This is a genomic window from Desulfobulbus propionicus DSM 2032 (assembly GCF_000186885.1).
GTDB classification, from domain to species: domain Bacteria; phylum Desulfobacterota; class Desulfobulbia; order Desulfobulbales; family Desulfobulbaceae; genus Desulfobulbus; species Desulfobulbus propionicus.
In genome coordinates this window covers 3,494,477-3,510,399 of record NC_014972.1, presented here as the reverse complement: position 1 = coordinate 3,510,399, position 15,923 = coordinate 3,494,477, and the positions used below count along the sequence as shown (strand labels likewise).

At 60.7% G+C, this 15,923-nt stretch carries 13 protein-coding genes and 1 tRNA gene; 9 read left to right on the top strand and 5 right to left on the bottom strand.

Going from position 1 to position 15,923, the window contains the following annotated elements:
• Positions 1-52: 52 nt before the first annotated feature.
• The 3 genes from DESPR_RS15285 to DESPR_RS18610 all read right to left on the bottom strand — a co-directional run bounded on the left by DESPR_RS15285 (position 53) and on the right by DESPR_RS18610 (position 2,011).
• Positions 53-952, bottom strand: a complete 900-nt coding sequence (locus tag DESPR_RS15285) for a fimbrial biogenesis chaperone (RefSeq protein ID WP_015725704.1) — start codon at positions 950-952, stop codon at positions 53-55.
• A 13-nt stretch (positions 953-965) separates the two neighbouring features.
• Positions 966-1,400, bottom strand: a complete 435-nt coding sequence (locus DESPR_RS15280) for a DUF4402 domain-containing protein (RefSeq protein ID WP_169701647.1) — start codon at positions 1,398-1,400, stop codon at positions 966-968.
• Between the two features lie 65 nt (positions 1,401-1,465).
• Positions 1,466-2,011: a DUF4402 domain-containing protein gene (locus DESPR_RS18610; RefSeq protein WP_015725702.1), complete on the bottom strand. Its 546-nt coding sequence runs from the start codon at positions 2,009-2,011 to the stop codon at positions 1,466-1,468.
• 539 nt (positions 2,012-2,550) lie between these two features.
• On the opposite strand from DESPR_RS18610, the gene DESPR_RS15270 reads away from it, so the two are divergent.
• Entirely contained in the window at positions 2,551-3,666 is a 1,116-nt protein-coding gene (locus DESPR_RS15270) for a glycosyltransferase (protein WP_169701646.1), read from the top strand.
• Positions 3,667-3,774: 108 nt separating this feature from the next.
• Here DESPR_RS15270 and DESPR_RS15265 read toward each other — a convergent pair whose 3' ends face one another.
• Both DESPR_RS15265 and DESPR_RS15260 read right to left on the bottom strand, forming a co-directional pair.
• Complete coding sequence (locus DESPR_RS15265; protein WP_015725700.1) at positions 3,775-4,263, bottom strand: hypothetical protein; 489 nt, start codon at positions 4,261-4,263, stop codon at positions 3,775-3,777.
• Positions 4,264-4,481: 218 nt separating this feature from the next.
• Positions 4,482-4,557: transfer RNA gene (locus tag DESPR_RS15260), tRNA-Lys, on the bottom strand.
• Positions 4,558-4,806: 249 nt separating this feature from the next.
• Between DESPR_RS15260 and DESPR_RS15255 the strand changes: the two genes are divergently transcribed.
• The 8 genes from DESPR_RS15255 to nspC all read left to right on the top strand — a co-directional run bounded on the left by DESPR_RS15255 (position 4,807) and on the right by nspC (position 15,798).
• Complete coding sequence (locus DESPR_RS15255) at positions 4,807-5,706, top strand: hemolysin family protein (protein WP_015725699.1); 900 nt, start codon at positions 4,807-4,809, stop codon at positions 5,704-5,706.
• On the top strand, positions 5,684-7,276 hold the full coding sequence (lnt, locus tag DESPR_RS15250; RefSeq protein ID WP_015725698.1) for an apolipoprotein N-acyltransferase: 1,593 nt from the start codon (positions 5,684-5,686) through the stop codon (positions 7,274-7,276). The genes DESPR_RS15255 and lnt overlap by 23 nt, the downstream gene beginning before the upstream one ends.
• A gap of 231 nt (positions 7,277-7,507) precedes the next feature.
• Positions 7,508-8,618, top strand: a protein-coding gene (prfB, locus tag DESPR_RS15245) for a peptide chain release factor 2 (RefSeq protein WP_015725697.1) whose coding sequence is annotated in 2 segments (ribosomal slippage) — positions 7,508-7,591 and positions 7,593-8,618 — 1,110 coding nt in all. Because the reading frame shifts where the segments join, the coding sequence is not laid out codon by codon here.
• A gap of 11 nt (positions 8,619-8,629) precedes the next feature.
• The gene (locus tag DESPR_RS15240; protein WP_015725696.1) at positions 8,630-9,712 is read left to right on the top strand and encodes a deoxyguanosinetriphosphate triphosphohydrolase; all 1,083 of its coding nucleotides are present in this window, start codon (positions 8,630-8,632) and stop codon (positions 9,710-9,712) included.
• A 59-nt stretch (positions 9,713-9,771) separates the two neighbouring features.
• Complete coding sequence (locus DESPR_RS15235; protein WP_015725695.1) at positions 9,772-12,456, top strand: valine--tRNA ligase; 2,685 nt, start codon at positions 9,772-9,774, stop codon at positions 12,454-12,456.
• A 1-nt stretch (position 12,457) separates the two neighbouring features.
• Positions 12,458-13,294 carry a carboxylating nicotinate-nucleotide diphosphorylase gene (gene nadC / locus DESPR_RS15230; RefSeq protein WP_015725694.1) on the top strand — a complete coding sequence of 279 codons (837 nt, stop codon included), beginning with the start codon at positions 12,458-12,460 and terminating at the stop codon, positions 13,292-13,294.
• A 132-nt stretch (positions 13,295-13,426) separates the two neighbouring features.
• Positions 13,427-14,617, top strand: a complete 1,191-nt coding sequence (locus tag DESPR_RS15225) for a saccharopine dehydrogenase family protein (RefSeq protein WP_015725693.1) — start codon at positions 13,427-13,429, stop codon at positions 14,615-14,617.
• Complete coding sequence (nspC, locus tag DESPR_RS15220; RefSeq protein ID WP_015725692.1) at positions 14,614-15,798, top strand: carboxynorspermidine decarboxylase; 1,185 nt, start codon at positions 14,614-14,616, stop codon at positions 15,796-15,798. The genes DESPR_RS15225 and nspC overlap by 4 nt, the downstream gene beginning before the upstream one ends.
• Positions 15,799-15,923: the final 125 nt, after the last annotated feature.

Here is a 15,923-nt window from a genome sequence, read left to right as displayed (position 1 = left end):
GGCGGCGATGGCCAGCCTGGTCCGGGTTGCGCGTTGGCGGGAAGGGAGAGCGTCAGCGCAGCGGGAAGTCCTTGACCGCCTTTTGTCCCAGATTCTCACGCTGGTTGGCGGAACCCGTTCCCGGCAGGAACGAGACGCGAATGGACCCGGAGGAAAGCTCCTGGCGAGATATGTCCGTCAAGGGAATGAGCATTTTTTTCTCGACCTCGGGAAGATAGATGGCAACCCCTTGCGCTTGGCCAATTGTACGACTGGTTTTCGGATCATTGGCCGGCACGTAGTGAAGGAACACATTGCCAAACGCCGAGGCATTGCCGCTGCGCGACAACTTGACCTCTGCGGCCACTCCGGCGGGACTGTCCGCCGATTGCTTGATCGCCAAGGCAAGCGGGGCAACCTCGGCGGCAATCCCCCCGTGCTGGATAATGATGGGAATGGTCGAGTCAACCAGAATTTCGACGTTAAATTGCGAGCCTTTGCGCGCGGCCGGAGCACCGGAATTCGTGGTTGGCGCTGCCGTGGGCTGGGGGCTGAACCGCAAACGGGTTTGATATTCACCCGGGGCAAGATCCCCCGGTTTGTTGACCATCAATTTGACGACCTGCCGCTTGCCGGGTTCAATGGTTGCCCGGCGGGGCGAAAACCGAACCATACTCCTGATTGAACGCTCTTTTTCGCTCTCGGCGGTGACTTCCTGCAATTGTCCTTTTCCATCCTTGCGCATGGTCACCGTTGAAATGGCATAGGTGATACTTTCCTCGGTTGGATTCATCACATGGACTTCCACCGTACGCTGGCGATCGGTGAAGATGACCCGAACGGGATTGAGCATCAGCGTTTTCGCCGCGGCCAGGGCGGAACGTGCACCGACCAGCACAAGGCCGATGACAATCAACGATACAACCAGAGGCAACCATTTCTGTTTTCCGACAGGGGCGACTATGTTGGGCATGGGACAATCCGCTTTAGAAGAAATTGAGTTGGATGGACATGGAGCCGCTGCAGCTGCCCGAGGTTTCATTACCCTGCAGTGCAAGACTCCCACCGATACTGACCGAACGGGTCACCCCCCCTCCGGGCAGCTCGACTCCTGAAAGAGAATACTGTGAATTGGGGCCGATATTGGTGATGTTGAGCGAACGGCCGCCACAGCTCAACAGGACAGATTCCGGATAGACGATTTCAACATGTTCCGCTTCGGTGGAGGTCAGTTGCATCAGGCCGCTGCTGCCGCCCACCACCACCGAACGGCTGCCCGTGGGCGAAGCGGGGCCATGCTGCGCGGCAATAACGATGGTGTCGCCACCGGGGTTGAGATCTATGGTCCCGAAATCAAGGCTTGTGAAGTGGGCCACCTCTCCGGCCATCAAGGGCGGAGCGGCAAGGAGAGGCGGTCCCATCAACATGGTGACCAGGGCGCGCCAAGAGCGGGCCCTGGCCGTTTTTTGCCGAAACACAAGGGGCATTATGAATAGTTGAGCGTGATGGTCATGGTCCCGCTGTACGGGCCGTTGACCGTGTCCGCTGGGAACACTATTGCCCCGCCAACGTGAATGACCGCATCCGAGCCTGGGGAGGGGCCTGACGATTTTGCAACAGTGCCGCTACCGCCCTCGGAGTTCGCGGCGATATCACTGACAGTCAGGGTCTCGCCCGCGGCAGTGCCCGAACCGTTGAGGGTTGCCGTTGCAGGATAGGTGACGGTGATGGTAAAGGCATTGGGCGAAGCCACGGTGATCGTGCCGCTGGTGCCGCCGGTGATGACCGATGTTCCCGTGGTTGCCGGGGTTGCCGAACCCGCGGTGGCATCGATGGTGACGGTATCGCCGGCCGGGTTGAGGTCGATGGTCCCAAAGTCCATATTGGTCGCAGTTTCGGTGAGCGTTGAGTTGACTTCCACATTGATGTCCATGGTCACGTCACCTGCCTGCACATTCGTCCCAGACAGGGCGATCGCCCCAAGCATTGCCGTCCCCATGAGAAGTGCACTGCGTTTCCACGTTTTTTTCATGTATTTCCTCCTATGAATTGATTGTGACGTCCCCTCCGATGGGATCCGTCGTCCGTTTGTTTTCGGAAAGAACTCCGCATTCCTTCCGTATGGTATGGTATCGGCACGCGTTTTCAAAATGTTAATTGCATTTTTTTGCCGGGCATTCAAAATGCCGTTCGTTCGTTTCTCTTTTTTGCCAACAATGAGATGGCGTGTAAGGCCGCAGCGGGCGACGTTTTTGCGTAGAGGGCAACACCCCACCTGGGAGAGGACGTGGAGAGTGGCTGAGAGAACGCTTGTTGGATCGCAAGAAAGTGGATAGGGTAGACGCGGAGCCATTATCCGCCGTCATCGCGCTGCCGGGCGTTTCCGCGCAACCGGTGGGAGCCTTGCCGACGGCGGTCGGTGCGGAGGCATTGTCCAACCATATTTGCATCAAGGGGCGGGAGCGTGCTCGCTGCCCTATTTTTTCCGGTCCCGACCTTTGTGGCAGGAGGGTGGCGGCGTTCACCAACGGCCGGTTTATTCTTGACAGGCAGAGGGGCCACCACGTGCGCATGCAACCGAATACACAGAGTCCATTGGTGGTTCATACCGACAGCAGCCGGGTTTGGGGGGGGCAGGAGATCCGGGTCCTGACTGAACTGCGCGAGATGCGCCGGCTCGGTTTCCGCGTCGGCCTGATTGTTCCCCGCGATGCCGAGCTGGCGCGGCGGGCCGCCGCCGAGGACATTCCTGTATACGGCGTTTCGACCTTCGCCAAATTCAATCCCAATGCCTGGCGGGAACTGTATCAGATCGTCAGCATGCTCAAGCCCAGGGTGATCAACACGCATTCCTCCGAAGATTCCTGGATGGCCGGGGCTGTTGCCCGTTTTTGCCGGGTGCCGCTGATCATCCGGACCCGCCACGTCCTGGCGCCGATCTCCTCGGCCGTAAGCTATACTCTTTTTCCCCATGTGATTTTCACCTGCAGCGAGGCCATTGCCGCCCAGTTGACCAGGCAGGGCGTCGCGGCGGGCAAGACCGTGGTCCTGTCAACCGGCAACGATGAGACCCGGTTTCGTTTTTCACCCCAGCACCGGCACGCTATTCGTCAGGCCTATGGCATTGGCGATCACCATATTCTGGTGGGCAATGTCGGTTTTCTGCGTACCTACAAAGGGCATGCGTTCATCATCAAGACAGCGGCAGCCATGCCCGACCACTACCGGTTCATGTTGGTCGGCGACGGTGACCAATTGGACCGGCTTCAGGCCCTGGCCAAGGAATTGGGCGTTACCGAACGGGTGCTCTTTGTCGGCCATCAGGAGCAGCCCGAGTGTTTTCTCAGCGCCTTTGACCTTTGTTTTTTTTCCTCCTACGAGGCAGAGGGCGTGTCCCAGGCCTTGATCCAGAGCCTGCTCAACGGCCTGCCCGTGCTCGCCTGTCGTATTTCTTCCACCGAGGAGCCACTCAACTTGGTCGAGGATTATCGTCTGGTTGCGTACGATGACGTCCCTGCTGCCTGCCAGGGATTGAACGAACTGGCCCAGCTGCCGCGACGAGAACCGCAACGGATGGAACGCCAACATCGGATCATTGCCGATCGCTACGGTCTTCGGGGCATGGTGAGAAAACTGGTTGACACCTATGCTCGTCATGGTGTGGTCGCGGGCAGGGATGGGAGCTGAGCGGAGCGCCATGGCGGATAAAACAAAAAAGCCGGTCACCTTCAGGTGACCGGCTTTGTGGTGTGGAAAGCCGTTTCAACAACACATCTTCAAGAGACGGCGACGGCCCTATCGTTTTACTGCGGAGAACATGCCGTAGCTTTTGGTGTGCCCGGCGTCCTTGACGATTCCAGCGATCATCTTCTTGCCGGGTTCCATCTTGCTGTTCGCGATGGTGATCGTGTCGGTCTGATGGCTCGAATCAATGACATTGATCCCGCCGGTAACCACGCCGTTCTTGGCGATGATCAGCGCACCACCCGTCACGGTGAACAAGGAGGAACCACCTTCGTAATCGTAATAAGTTAGAGTGGTTCCCGAGTTGACCACTCCGCTTTTATTGACGGAGACCGTGCCCCATACACAGGCGGATTTCTGTACAAAATACGAGGTCGGATCCGATCCTGTTTCCTTGTTCATCTGGTTGATGGTTATGTATAAAAACCAGGTTCCGGCCAAATTGGGTTTGGCGAAGGAGGCAGCCGCCTGGGCAGTGTAGTGCGGCAAGAAAAGAAAAGAACAGAACACAGCCACCAGAAGCACTCTTTTTTTCGTCATGTCGCTCACCTCGTTACAAGAACGGACTTTTTGATTTTGGGGAACTTTGGGTTGCCTACGCATCTCGGATTGTTATGCGTATTTTTTGCGCAGAATTCAAGCAGAAACATTGGCCCATCGTGGCAAGGGCGTTGTTCCGCGACATCCTGTCATGGGTGAGACCGATGGGGGCTAAATAAAAAAGCACCTAGCGACTGTTCGCTAAGTGCTTGATATGATGGTGGGCCGTCGGAGACTCGAACTCCGGACCAATTGATTAAGAGTCAACTGCTCTACCAACTGAGCTAACGGCCCATGAGTGTATGTTCATGGTGCGGGCAAGCTGGTCACCCGCATTGCAGGCGCACCTTTTAGCATACCCGTACCTCTCCGTCAAGAGGAAGCTCAGGGAAAAAACCATATCCGGAATCGATCCGCAGGACGCAAAGAGGCAAGGAACCCGGGATGCGGTGAAAAGTCGCGGAAATATCCCTTGACTTTAGCCGTTGTTGGCCTACTTTCATACCACCTGTTTTTTCACGTTGAAGGAGAATCTATTTTTGTATGGAAACTGTGGAGCCGTCGCCGGCGAGTCCGGCGCCTTCGGATGAAGAGCCCCCTGGTAAGTCGTTTTTTGAAAAATTAAAATCCGTCCTCGGTTTTCGCGCCGCCCCCGACACCACCGAAGAATTGGAGCATGAGATCCAGGAGTTGCTGGAGGAGGGCGAGGAGCAGGGGTTGATTTCCGTGCACGAGGAACGGCTGATCAATTCCATCTTCGATTTCCGGGAAACCATCGCTTCCGAGATCATGACCCCTTCGGCGGAGATGGTTTGCGCCGATCTCACTTCCTCGATGCCGGAGCTGATCCGGTTGATCAACGAGCAGGGATACACCCGCATCCCCATTTACAAGGACAATCCGGACCAGATAGTCGGCATCCTTCACGCCAAGGACCTGCTGTCCCTCTGCGCCCGTGGCAATGACGCCGAGTTCGACCTCAAGGAGGTGCTCAACCCGGCCACCTTTATCCCGGAATCCAAACCAATCACCGAACTGCTGCGCGAGTTTCAATCGAAAAAGATTCACATGGCGATCGTGGTCGATGAGTTCGGCGGCGTGCGCGGGCTGGTTACCCTGGAGGATGTGATCGAGGAGATCGTCGGCGAGATCGATGACGAGCATGACGACGAAGACTCCGAGCTGCGGGTGGTGGACGAGCGCACGGTGATTGTCGACGCCAAGATCGATATCGAGGAGGTGGAGGCCCATTTTCGTCTCAACCTGCCTGAGGGCCCCTATGAATCGGTGGGCGGGTTCATCATCCATCGTTTGGGCAAGGTGCCGCCGCCGGGTGTGGTGGTCGAGGAGAACGGCCTTTCCTTCAAGGTGCTCGGTGCCGATCCCCGTCGCATCAAAAGTGTGCGCATTGTCCGCAACGATGAGATTCCACCCCAACCCTGACGCCCCGCTCACCCTCGGCTCAGCCGCCCTTGCCTCCGCCGGCCTGCTGGCCCTGGCCATGCCCGGGCGGATTGGCTGGTGGCCGCTGCTGTTTGTCGCCCTGGTGCCGCTGTTGCTGATCGCCCTCTATGCCCGGCCAGGCCGCAGCGCCCTGGCCGGGTTTGTGTTTGGCTTGGTGTACCATCTGGCGCTGCTCTATTGGATTCTGATCGTCCTGGGCCGCTACGGCGGCCTGCCCCTGTGGGTCACCCTGCCGGCCCTGTTTCTTCTTTCCGCCTACATGGCCTGTTTTCCGGCCATTTTCTGTTGGTTGACCAGCCGTGTCGCCGGTCGTTCCTGGCATCGCGAGCGTTCCGTTGCCCCATTGATTTGGGGGGCGCCGGTGCTCTGGGTGGGGCTTGACTTTCTCAGAGGCCTGGTGCTGAGCGGGTTTCCCTGGATGGATCTCGGCTACGGTCTGTTCAGCCAACCCCGGTTGATCCAAGCTGCCGATATCGGCGGTCACCATCTGCTGACCTTTTCCCTGGTGCTGGCCAACGGCCTGATGGTTGGAATCATTGACCGACAGCGGCGCGGAGTACGGTGGAATGTCCGTTTGGAACGATGGTTGCTGATCGCGGCCGTCGGCTTTCTCGTGTTTATCGGCGGCTATTCCCTGGTCCGCTATCAGGTGGTCGGCGCCATTGCCGCCCGGTCGATGCAGGCCCGGGTGGCCGTGGTCCAGGGCAATATCGATCAAGCGATCAAGTGGTCGCCCGCCACCAAGGCCGCCACGGTGGACACCTATCTCAGGCTGAGCCGCCAAGCCATCGCGGGGCAGGATGTCGAGCTGGTGGTCTGGCCGGAAACCGCCCTGCCGTTCTATCCGCAGCGCGATGCCCTGATGCAACGGGTCAGCGACCTGGCCACAAGCAACAACACCTGGCTGCTGACCGGAGCGCCGTTATACCAGCTGCCGCGGCAAGCCGGCGCTGGCGAATCGGTCCGCTACTACAACGGCGCCATCCTCATTGGGCCGGAGGGCCGTCTGGGCGGTCAATATGCCAAACAGCATCTGGTACCATTTGGCGAGTATGTGCCGCTACGCCGCTTTCTTCCCTTCCTCGAGCCGCTGGTGGTCAGTATCGGTGATTTCACCGCTGGCGACCAGAGAGGCCCGCTGCGCCTTGGCCCGCTGCAACTCGGCATGCTGGTCTGTTACGAGTCAATTTTCCCGGCCATCGCCCACGAGAGCGTCATTCGCGGCGCCAATCTGCTGGTCAACATCACCAATGACGCCTGGTATGGGCGCTCCAGCGCGCCCCACCAGTCCATGGCCATGGCGGTATTGCGGGCGGTGGAAAACAAGCGCACCCTGATCCGGGCCGCCAATACCGGGATCAGCGGTTTTGTCGATCCCACGGGACGGATCGTCGCGCAGAGCGACATCTTCACCGAGGCAGCGCTGAGCGAGTCGGCGCCGATGCTCGACCTGGCCACGGTGTTCAACCGCGGCGGTCATCGTTTCGGCGCGGCGTGCGCCCTCTTTCTGCCCCTGATGCTGCTCCATCGGCTCCGCCGTGTGGAGTGAGGGAACGGCAAGCGTGGCGCGGTCGACCCCGTTCGCTGGAATCGCCGGTTTTTCACCGCTATTCCGGCTTTCTTCCTTGAGACTTGCGCTGTTTCTGTTTAGTATAGAACCTTTTCAAAAGAGACAGCTTGACCGGTCGGAATAAAGCGATCACGCAGGCTGTTGGTATCATCATGGGCGAGACGCTTTCGGCGTGCTCGTCTCTTTTTTGTTTTTTCAATGAGGTGCACCATGGCCGATATCACCGAATCAGCGGAATCCAAACAGTTGCTCGACAGCCTCAAGGGCAAAATGCTCGTGCTCAAGGAGCATCTTTGACTTAGACGGCAAGCGTGAACAAGTCGAACTGCTGGAGCGGCAGACGGTCAGCCCCAACTTCTGGGACAACCAGAGCGAGGCCAAGCGGGTGCAGCGCCAGTTGGGACAGCTGCAGGATCTGATCGGGGTGTGGGAGAAGAATTTCGGCGATCTCGAGGACGCCGAAATGCTGCTCGACATGGCCCGGGAAGAGAACGACCAGGACACCTACCAGGAGGTGGTTTCCGGTCTGGACGACCTTCGCCGCCGCGTCGAGCTGGTGGAGCTGGAGTGCATGTTTTCCGGCGAGCACGACGCCAACAACGCCATCCTCACCATCCATGCCGGGGCCGGCGGCACCGAGGCCCAGGACTGGGTCGGTATCCTCCTGCGCATGTACCTGCGCTGGGCGGAGTCCAAGGGGTTCAAGGCCGACATCCTCGATCTGCTGCCCGGCGACGAGGCCGGCACCAAGAGCGTCACCATCATGGTCAAGGGCAAATACGCCTACGGCTATCTCCGCTCCGAGGTCGGCATTCATCGGCTGGTCCGCATTTCGCCCTTCGATGCCAGCGGCCGGCGGCACACCTCGTTCGCCTCGGTGATGGTCATGCCCGAATTGGATGACGATGTCGAGATCGAGATCAACGACAAGGACATCCGCATCGACACCTACCGGGCCAGCGGTTCGGGTGGTCAGCACGTCAACAAGACCGATTCGGCCATCCGCATCACCCATTTTCCCACCGGCATCGTGGTCCAGTGCCAGAACGAGCGCAGCCAGCACAGCAACAAGGCCACGGCCATGAAGATGCTCATGGCAAGGCTCTACGAGCGGGAAAAGGAGGAGCAGCAACGCACCCAGGAAAATATCCAGGGCGACAAAAAGGAGATCGCCTGGGGCAGCCAGATCCGCTCCTATGTGTTGCAGCCCTACCGGCTGATCAAGGATCACCGCACCAACACCGAGGAGGGCAACGTGGACGCGGTCCTCGATGGGCGGCTCGATCCCTTTATCAAGGCCTACCTCCTGTGGCAGCCCTGAGGTGAGCGCTCATGACCAGGGAATGCACCATCCGGGAGCAGCTTGAGGAACAGGAACGGCACACCCTGTCTCCCTTTGCCTGCCTGAGCAGCCGCTCCAGGGGACGGCTGTTCGGCGACGAGGCGCCCTGTCATCTGCGCACCGCCTTTCAAAGGGATCGCGATCGGATCATTCATTCCAAGACCTTTCGTCGGCTGAAGCACAAAACCCAGGTTTTTCTCGCCCCGGCCGGCGACCACTATCGCACCCGCCTCACCCATGTGCTCGAGGTCTCGCAGATCGCCCGCACCATGGCGGTTTGCCTGCGGCTCAACGAGTATCTGACCGAGGCCATTGCCCTGGGCCACGATCTCGGCCACACGCCCTTTGGCCATGCCGGCGAATTCAGCCTCAACCTGCTCCATCCCAAGGGCTTCAAGCATTACCGCCAGAGCCTGCGTATCGTTGATTTTCTCGAAAACGGTGGCTGCGGCCTCAATCTCACCTGGGAGGTGCGCAACGGCATTCTCAAACACTCCAAGGGCTACGGCGAGATCCTGCCCGACGACACCACCGAGCTGGCCGCCACCCTGGAAGGACAGCTGGTACGGGTGGCGGACATCATGGCCTACGTCAACCACGACATGGATGACGCTCTGCGCGCCGACATGCTGCATAACGACGATCTGCCCAAGCATCTGCGTGCCGTGCTCGGCGACCGTTCCTCGCAGCGGATCGATGCCATGGTCGGTGATCTGGTCGCCACCACCCTGGCCCGCCACGACGGCCGGTTGCACCTGAGCGAGCGGATGAACGATACCATCACCGAACTGCGCGCCTTTCTCTACGACAACGTCTATCGTAACTGCCGGGTACACAACGAGTTCGAGAAGGCGCAGCGAATCATCCGCGACCTGTATGCGTTCTTCCTGGAGCACGAATTCCCCGAAGACGGCATCGGCTCCTGTTGCCGCCTGCGCAATCCCGTGCAGTCGGTGGAGGAGGAGCAAAAACGGCACCGCCAGGTGTGCGACTTTATCGCCGGCATGACCGACCGTTATGCCCTGACCCTGTATTCCCAGATTTTCATGCCCAAACCCTGGAGCGTACTCTAGGAGGGCGTGGGAGCCTCTTGTCAACCCGCCGCCCCCGGCGGCATGATCAACCATTGCCCATGCAAGCGACAAACTTGAACAATCCCGACAAATACGATCTGCCCAAGGCCTACGAGTTCAGCGAGGTCGAACAGCGCTGGTACACCCACTGGCTGGAGGAAAAAACCTTCAGCGCCCGCATGGAGGAGGGGCGGCCGTCGTTCTCCATCGTCATTCCGCCGCCCAACGTCACCGGCGTGCTTCACATCGGCCACGCCCTCAACAATACCCTCCAGGATCTCCTGGTGCGCTATCACCGGATGAAGGGCGACAATACCCTGTGGGTACCGGGAACCGATCACGCGGGCATCGCCACCCAGAACGTGGTCGAGCGCCAGTTGGCCAGCGAACAACTGAGCCGCCACGATCTCGGCCGGGAGCGGTTCATCGAGCGGGTCTGGGCCTGGAAAGAGGAGAAGGGCGGGACGATCATCAACCAGCTCAAACGCATGGGCGCCTCCTGCGATTGGGACCGGGAGCGGTTCACCATGGACGAAGGCTTGTCCAAGGCGGTGCGCGAGGTCTTTGTTCGCCTCTACAAGGAGGGGCTGATCTACAAGGGCGATTACATCGTCAACTGGTGCCCGCGCTGCCACACGGCGCTCGCCGACGACGAGGTCGAGCATGACCCCACCGACGGTAAACTCTACCACATCCGTTATCCGTATGCCGACGGCAGTGGCCATGTGGTGGTGGCCACCACCCGGCCCGAGACCATGCTCGGCGATACGGCGGTGGCGGTCCATCCCGAGGACGAGCGCTACCAGCACCTGAAAACCATCGGCATCAGCCTGCCGCTCACCGGCCGCACCATCCCGGTGGTGTTCGATCACCACGTGCAGCGCGAATTCGGCACCGGCGCCCTCAAGGTCACCCCGGCGCATGACCGCGACGACTACGAGATCGGCCTGCGCCACGATCTGCCCCGGCTGAAGGTGATGGATGATCACGGAGTGATGAACAGCGAGGCCGGCAGCTACGCGGGTCTGGACCGGTTCGCCTGCCGCAAGCAGATCGTGGCCGACCTGCAGGAGCAGGGCTTTCTCGACAAGATCGAGGACTACCAGCACGCGGTGGGCAAATGTTACCGTTGCAGCACGGTGGTCGAGCCCACCACTTCCAAGCAGTGGTTCGTCAGTGTCCGGCCCTTGGCCGACAAGGCGGTGGCCGCGGTTCAGGAAGGGCGGATCAAGCTGTATCCCAATACCTGGTACCGCACCTTCTACGCCTGGATGGAGAACATCCGCGACTGGTGCATCAGCCGCCAGATCTGGTGGGGCCACCGCATTCCGGCCTGGACCTGCGAGGGCTGCGGCCAGTTGGTGGTCGAGGTCAGCGCCCCGGACGCCTGCCCCTTCTGCGGCTCGACCACGCTGCACCAGGAAAACGATGTGCTCGATACCTGGTTCAGCTCGGCCCTGTGGCCCTTCTCCACCCTGGGTTGGCCGGAAAACACCAAGGAACTGGCCACGTTCTATCCTACCTCGGTGCTGATCACCAGCTTTGACATCCTCTTTTTCTGGGTGGCGCGGATGATGATGATGGGGTTGCACTTCATGGACGAGGTCCCGTTCCACGACGTCTATCTCCACGCCCTGGTGCGCGACAAGTTCGGCAAGAAGATGTCCAAGTCCACCGGCAACGTCATCGATCCGCTGGTGATGATTGGGCAGTACGGCACCGACGCCTTCCGCTTCACCCTTACCGCCTTTGCCGCCCAGGGCCGCGAGATCCGCATGGACGAGGAGCGCATCGACGGCTACCGCAGATTTATCAACAAGCTGTGGAACGCGGCCCGCTTCGCCCAGATGCACCTCAAGGAGGCCGACCCGGCGATCACGGCGCTGGCCGCCGATCCAGAGAAGCTCGCCTTGGCGCACCGCTGGATTCTCAGCCGCATCAATGGAACCATTGCCGAGGTGCGGGCGGCGCTCGACGGCTACAACTTCAACGAAGTGGCCTCGGCCTCCTACCAGTTCGTCTGGCACGAGTTCTGCGACTGGTACCTGGAGTGGATCAAGGCCGACCTGTTCAGCGATGATGCCACCGCCCGCGATCAGGCCAAGGCGGTGCTGCTCACCGTGCTGGAGCAGGTGCTCAAGCTGATGCACCCCATCTGCCCCTTTGTCACCGAGGAGATCTGGAGCCAGCTGCCCGGCGAGCGGCGCACCATCATGCTCGAACCCTTCCCCGAGGTCAATCCCGCCTGGGAGGATGCGGAGGCCGAGACAGCGATGAACCTGCTCATGGGAGTGATCTCCGGTCTGCGCACCATCCGTACCGAGGCCGAGGTCCACCCCAGCGCCAAGATCGAGGCCCAGCTCATTTGTCCGGATGCGGCCAAGCGTCAGCTGCTCACCGACTTTGCCCCTGGCATCCAGGCCATGGTCCGGGCCAGCGCGCTGACCATCGTCACCGAAGCCACGGTGCCCGACGATGCCGGTCACGCTCTGGTGCAGGATGTCGAACTGGTGGTGCCGCTCAAGGGGTTGATCGATGTGGTCGGCGAACTAGACAAGCTGGCCAGGGAGAGGGGTAAGCTGGAAAAGGAGCTGGAGCGAATCGTCGCCAAGCTCGGGAACGACAAGTTCATGAGCAACGCCCCCGAGGCGGTGGTGGCCAAGGAGCGGGACAAGGAGGCCGAGATCCGCGCCCGCTTGGCCAAGACCATCGAATCCACCGAACGCCTGAACAAACTGCGCTGATATGGATACCTTTTTGCTCGATCCCCTGCTGCGGAACCTGCTCGCCGAAGATCTGGAACACAGCGATATCACCACCGAGGCCATTTTCAGCCCCGAAGACCAGGCCCAGGCTTATTTCATCGCCCGCCACCCCATGACCGTGGTCGGCATGGAAACCGTGGCCGCGCGGGTCTTTCGTCTGCTCGATCCAAGCGTGGTCTGCACCGATGCCGTGGCCGACGGCACCCGGGTCGAGACCGGCACGGCGTTGCTCGCCATCAGCGGCGCCACCCGTGCCCTGTTGCGGGGCGAGCGGGTGGCGCTCAACCTGGTGCAACGGTTGTGCGGCATCGCCACCCTGACCACGGCCTTTGTTGACGCGGTCAGGCACACCAAGGCCACCATCGTCGATACCCGCAAGACCACGCCCGGTCTGCGGTTGTTGGAAAAGTACGCGGTGCGGGCCAGCGGCGGCCGCAACCACCGCTACAGCCTCAGCGACGGCGTGCTCATCAAGGACAACCACATCGCGGCCTGCGGCTCGATCACCGAGGCGGTGCGCCGGGTGCGGGCCCGAGTGCCGCACACCATCAACGTCGAGGTCGAGACCGATACGCTCGCCCAGGTGGAGGAGTGTCTGGCCTGCGGCGTGGGGGTGATCATGCTCGACAACATGGATCTGGCCACCATGCGCCAGGCGGTGAACCTGATCGACGGTCGGGCGATCATCGAGGCCTCGGGCGGGGTCAACCTGGACACCGTGCGCGGTATCGCCGAGACCGGGGTGGATATCATCTCGGTCGGGGCACTCACCCACAGTGCCCGCGCCTGCGACATCGGTATGGACTGGCGGAGCTGAGCAATCGCGGCCCATTCCACGGTTCCGGCGTCAGTCCGGCCGCACGGGGGGAAACCTGTTCACGTCCTGCTTGCTCCAATGGGCAATTAACCGATTTTCTGCCAGTTTTAACACGTTTGAAGGAGGCTCCCCATGTCCCACGTTCTTATCATCGGCGCCGGCGGTGTCGGCAGTGTTGTTGTTCATAAATGCGCCCAGATTCCCGAAGTGTTCACCCGCATCACCCTGGCCAGCCGGACGGTGGCCAAGTGCGAGGCCATCGCCCAATCGGTCAAGGCGCGCACCGGTGTGCAGGTGGCGGTGGAGCAGGTCGATGCCGACAACGTCGCCGAAACCGTGGCCCTGATCAAGCGGCTCAAGCCCGATCTGCTGCTCAATGTTGCCCTGCCCTACCAGGACCTGCCGCTGATGGATGCCTGCCTGGAAACCGGGGTCGACTACCTCGACACCGCCAACTACGAGCCGCCGGATGTGGCCAAGTTCGAGTACAAATGGCAGTGGGCTTATCGGGAACGGTTCGAGAAGGCGGGCATCATGGCCCTGCTCGGTTCCGGATTCGACCCCGGGGTCACCAACGTCTACTGCGCCTGGGCACAGAAACATCATTTCGACGAGATCCACACCCTGGACATCATCGACTGCAACGCCGGCGACCATGGCCAGGCCTTTGCCACCAACTTCAACCCGGAGATCAACATCCGCGAAATCACCCAGCGCGGCCGGTATTGGGAGCACGGCGAATGGGTGGAGACCGACCCGCTCTCCTGGTCGATGAGCTACGACTTCCCCGAGGGCATTGGCCCGAAAAAATGCTACCTGATGTACCACGAGGAACTCGAATCCCTGGTGCGCAACATCCGTGGGCTGAAACGGGCCCGTTTCTGGATGACCTTCTCCGAGCAGTACCTCACCCACCTGCGCGTGCTGGAAAACGTGGGCATGACCCGCATCGACCCGATCAAATACCAGGGCACGGAGATCGCACCCATCCAGTTCCTCAAGGCGGTGCTGCCGGAACCGGCTTCGCTCGGCCCCTTGACCAAGGGCCGCACCTGCATCGGCTGTGTGCTGCGGGGCATCAAGGACGGCAAGGAGAAGCAGCTCTACATCTACAATATTTGCAGTCACGAGGAAGCGTTCCGTGAGGTCGGCTCCCAGGCGATCAGCTACACCACCGGCGTGCCGGCGATGATCGGCGCCAAGATGATGTTGCAGGGGTTGTGGAAGCAGCCCGGCGTGTGGAACATGGAGGAGTTTGATCCCGATCCCTTCATGGCGGATTTGAACACATACGGCCTGCCCTGGACCGTGGTCGAGCTGTGAACGAAGCCCGCTTTCACGGCCGATACGGTTGCCGCTTCGATCCGGCGCGAGTGGTGACTCCGGCCTTCGTGGTCGACGAGGGGTTGCTGGCCGACAACCTCGCTCTCCTTGCCCAGGTCAAGCAGGCCACCGGTTGCAAGATCCTCCTGGCTCTGAAATGCTTTGCCATGTTCAGCGTCTTTCCGCTGCTCCGGCAGGTGCTGGATGGGGTCTGCTGCAGCTCGCCGCACGAGGCCCGGCTCGGCCGCGAGGAGTTCGGCCGCGAGGTGCACAGCTTTGCCGCCGCCTACTCCGAACACGATATCGAGCAGTTGGCCGTGACCAGTGATCATTTGGTGTTCAATTCCTTTGGCCAGTGGCAGCGGTTCCGCAGTCTGGCTGAAACCACAGCTAAGCGGACAGGTCGGGAGCTGAAGTTCGGCCTGCGCGTCAATCCCGAGCATTCCGAAGGAGCCACCCCCATCTATGACCCGTGTGCGCCGGGCTCGCGGCTGGGCATCCGCAGGAAAGATTTCCGCGCCGATCTGCTCGACGGCATCAGCGGCCTGCACTGGCACAACCTCTGCGAGCAGGACGCCGACTGTTTGCAGCGGACCGTGGCCGCAGTGGAACGGAACTTTGCCGAGGTGATCCCGCAGATGGCCTACATCAACTTCGGCGGCGGCCACCACATCACCCGTCCCGGCTATCAGCTCGATTTGCTGATCGATATTGTGGGCCGCTTCCAGGACCGTTGGGGGGTACAGGTCTATCTCGAACCCGGCGAGGCGGTGGCTCTCAACGCTGGTTACCTGGTGGCCACGGTGCTCGACGTGGTGAACGCCGATATGCCGATCGCCATCATCGATGCCTCGGTGCCTGCCCACATGCCCGATGTGCTGGAAATGCCCTACCGGCCGCACATCGTCGGCTCGGGCGAAGCGGGAGAAAAAGCCTGGACCTGCCGGATCGGCGGGCTCTCCTGCCTGGCCGGCGACGTGGCCGGCGAATACTCCTTCGATGCGGAGCTTGCCCCCGGCGACCGGCTGGTGTTCACCGACATGGCCATCTACACCATGGTCAAAACCAATACCTTCAACGGCGTGCAGTTGCCCTCGATCATGCGCTACCGGCCGGACGACGACGAACTCGTGCTGGTGCGCCGCTTCGGTTACGAGGAGTTCAAAACGCGCCTGAGCTGAATCCTGCCCTTACGGTGGGCAACAACGCTTGCTCACGGCCAAGTGGGGAAGCGTTCCGCCGGGCCGACTAGGCATTGACAGATCGTCGTTTGTTGAATAGGTTTGCCTGCAACTTTGCTGTCAAA

Coding starts and splice junctions, on each gene's coding strand:
- DESPR_RS15285 (WP_015725704.1), bottom strand. CDS start 952: ATGCCCAACATAGTCGCCCCTGTCGGAAAACAGAAATGGTTGCCTCTG.
- DESPR_RS15280 (WP_169701647.1), bottom strand. CDS start 1,400: ATGGGACCGCCTCTCCTTGCCGCTCCGCCCTTGATGGCCGGAGAGGTG.
- DESPR_RS18610 (WP_015725702.1), bottom strand. CDS start 2,011: ATGAAAAAAACGTGGAAACGCAGTGCACTTCTCATGGGGACGGCAATG.
- DESPR_RS15270 (WP_169701646.1), top strand. CDS start 2,551: ATGCAACCGAATACACAGAGTCCATTGGTGGTTCATACCGACAGCAGC.
- DESPR_RS15265 (WP_015725700.1), bottom strand. CDS start 4,263: ATGACGAAAAAAAGAGTGCTTCTGGTGGCTGTGTTCTGTTCTTTTCTT.
- DESPR_RS15255 (WP_015725699.1), top strand. CDS start 4,807: ATGGAAACTGTGGAGCCGTCGCCGGCGAGTCCGGCGCCTTCGGATGAA.
- lnt (WP_015725698.1), top strand. CDS start 5,684: ATGAGATTCCACCCCAACCCTGACGCCCCGCTCACCCTCGGCTCAGCC.
- DESPR_RS15240 (WP_015725696.1), top strand. CDS start 8,630: ATGACCAGGGAATGCACCATCCGGGAGCAGCTTGAGGAACAGGAACGG.
- DESPR_RS15235 (WP_015725695.1), top strand. CDS start 9,772: ATGCAAGCGACAAACTTGAACAATCCCGACAAATACGATCTGCCCAAG.
- nadC (WP_015725694.1), top strand. CDS start 12,458: ATGGATACCTTTTTGCTCGATCCCCTGCTGCGGAACCTGCTCGCCGAA.
- DESPR_RS15225 (WP_015725693.1), top strand. CDS start 13,427: ATGTCCCACGTTCTTATCATCGGCGCCGGCGGTGTCGGCAGTGTTGTT.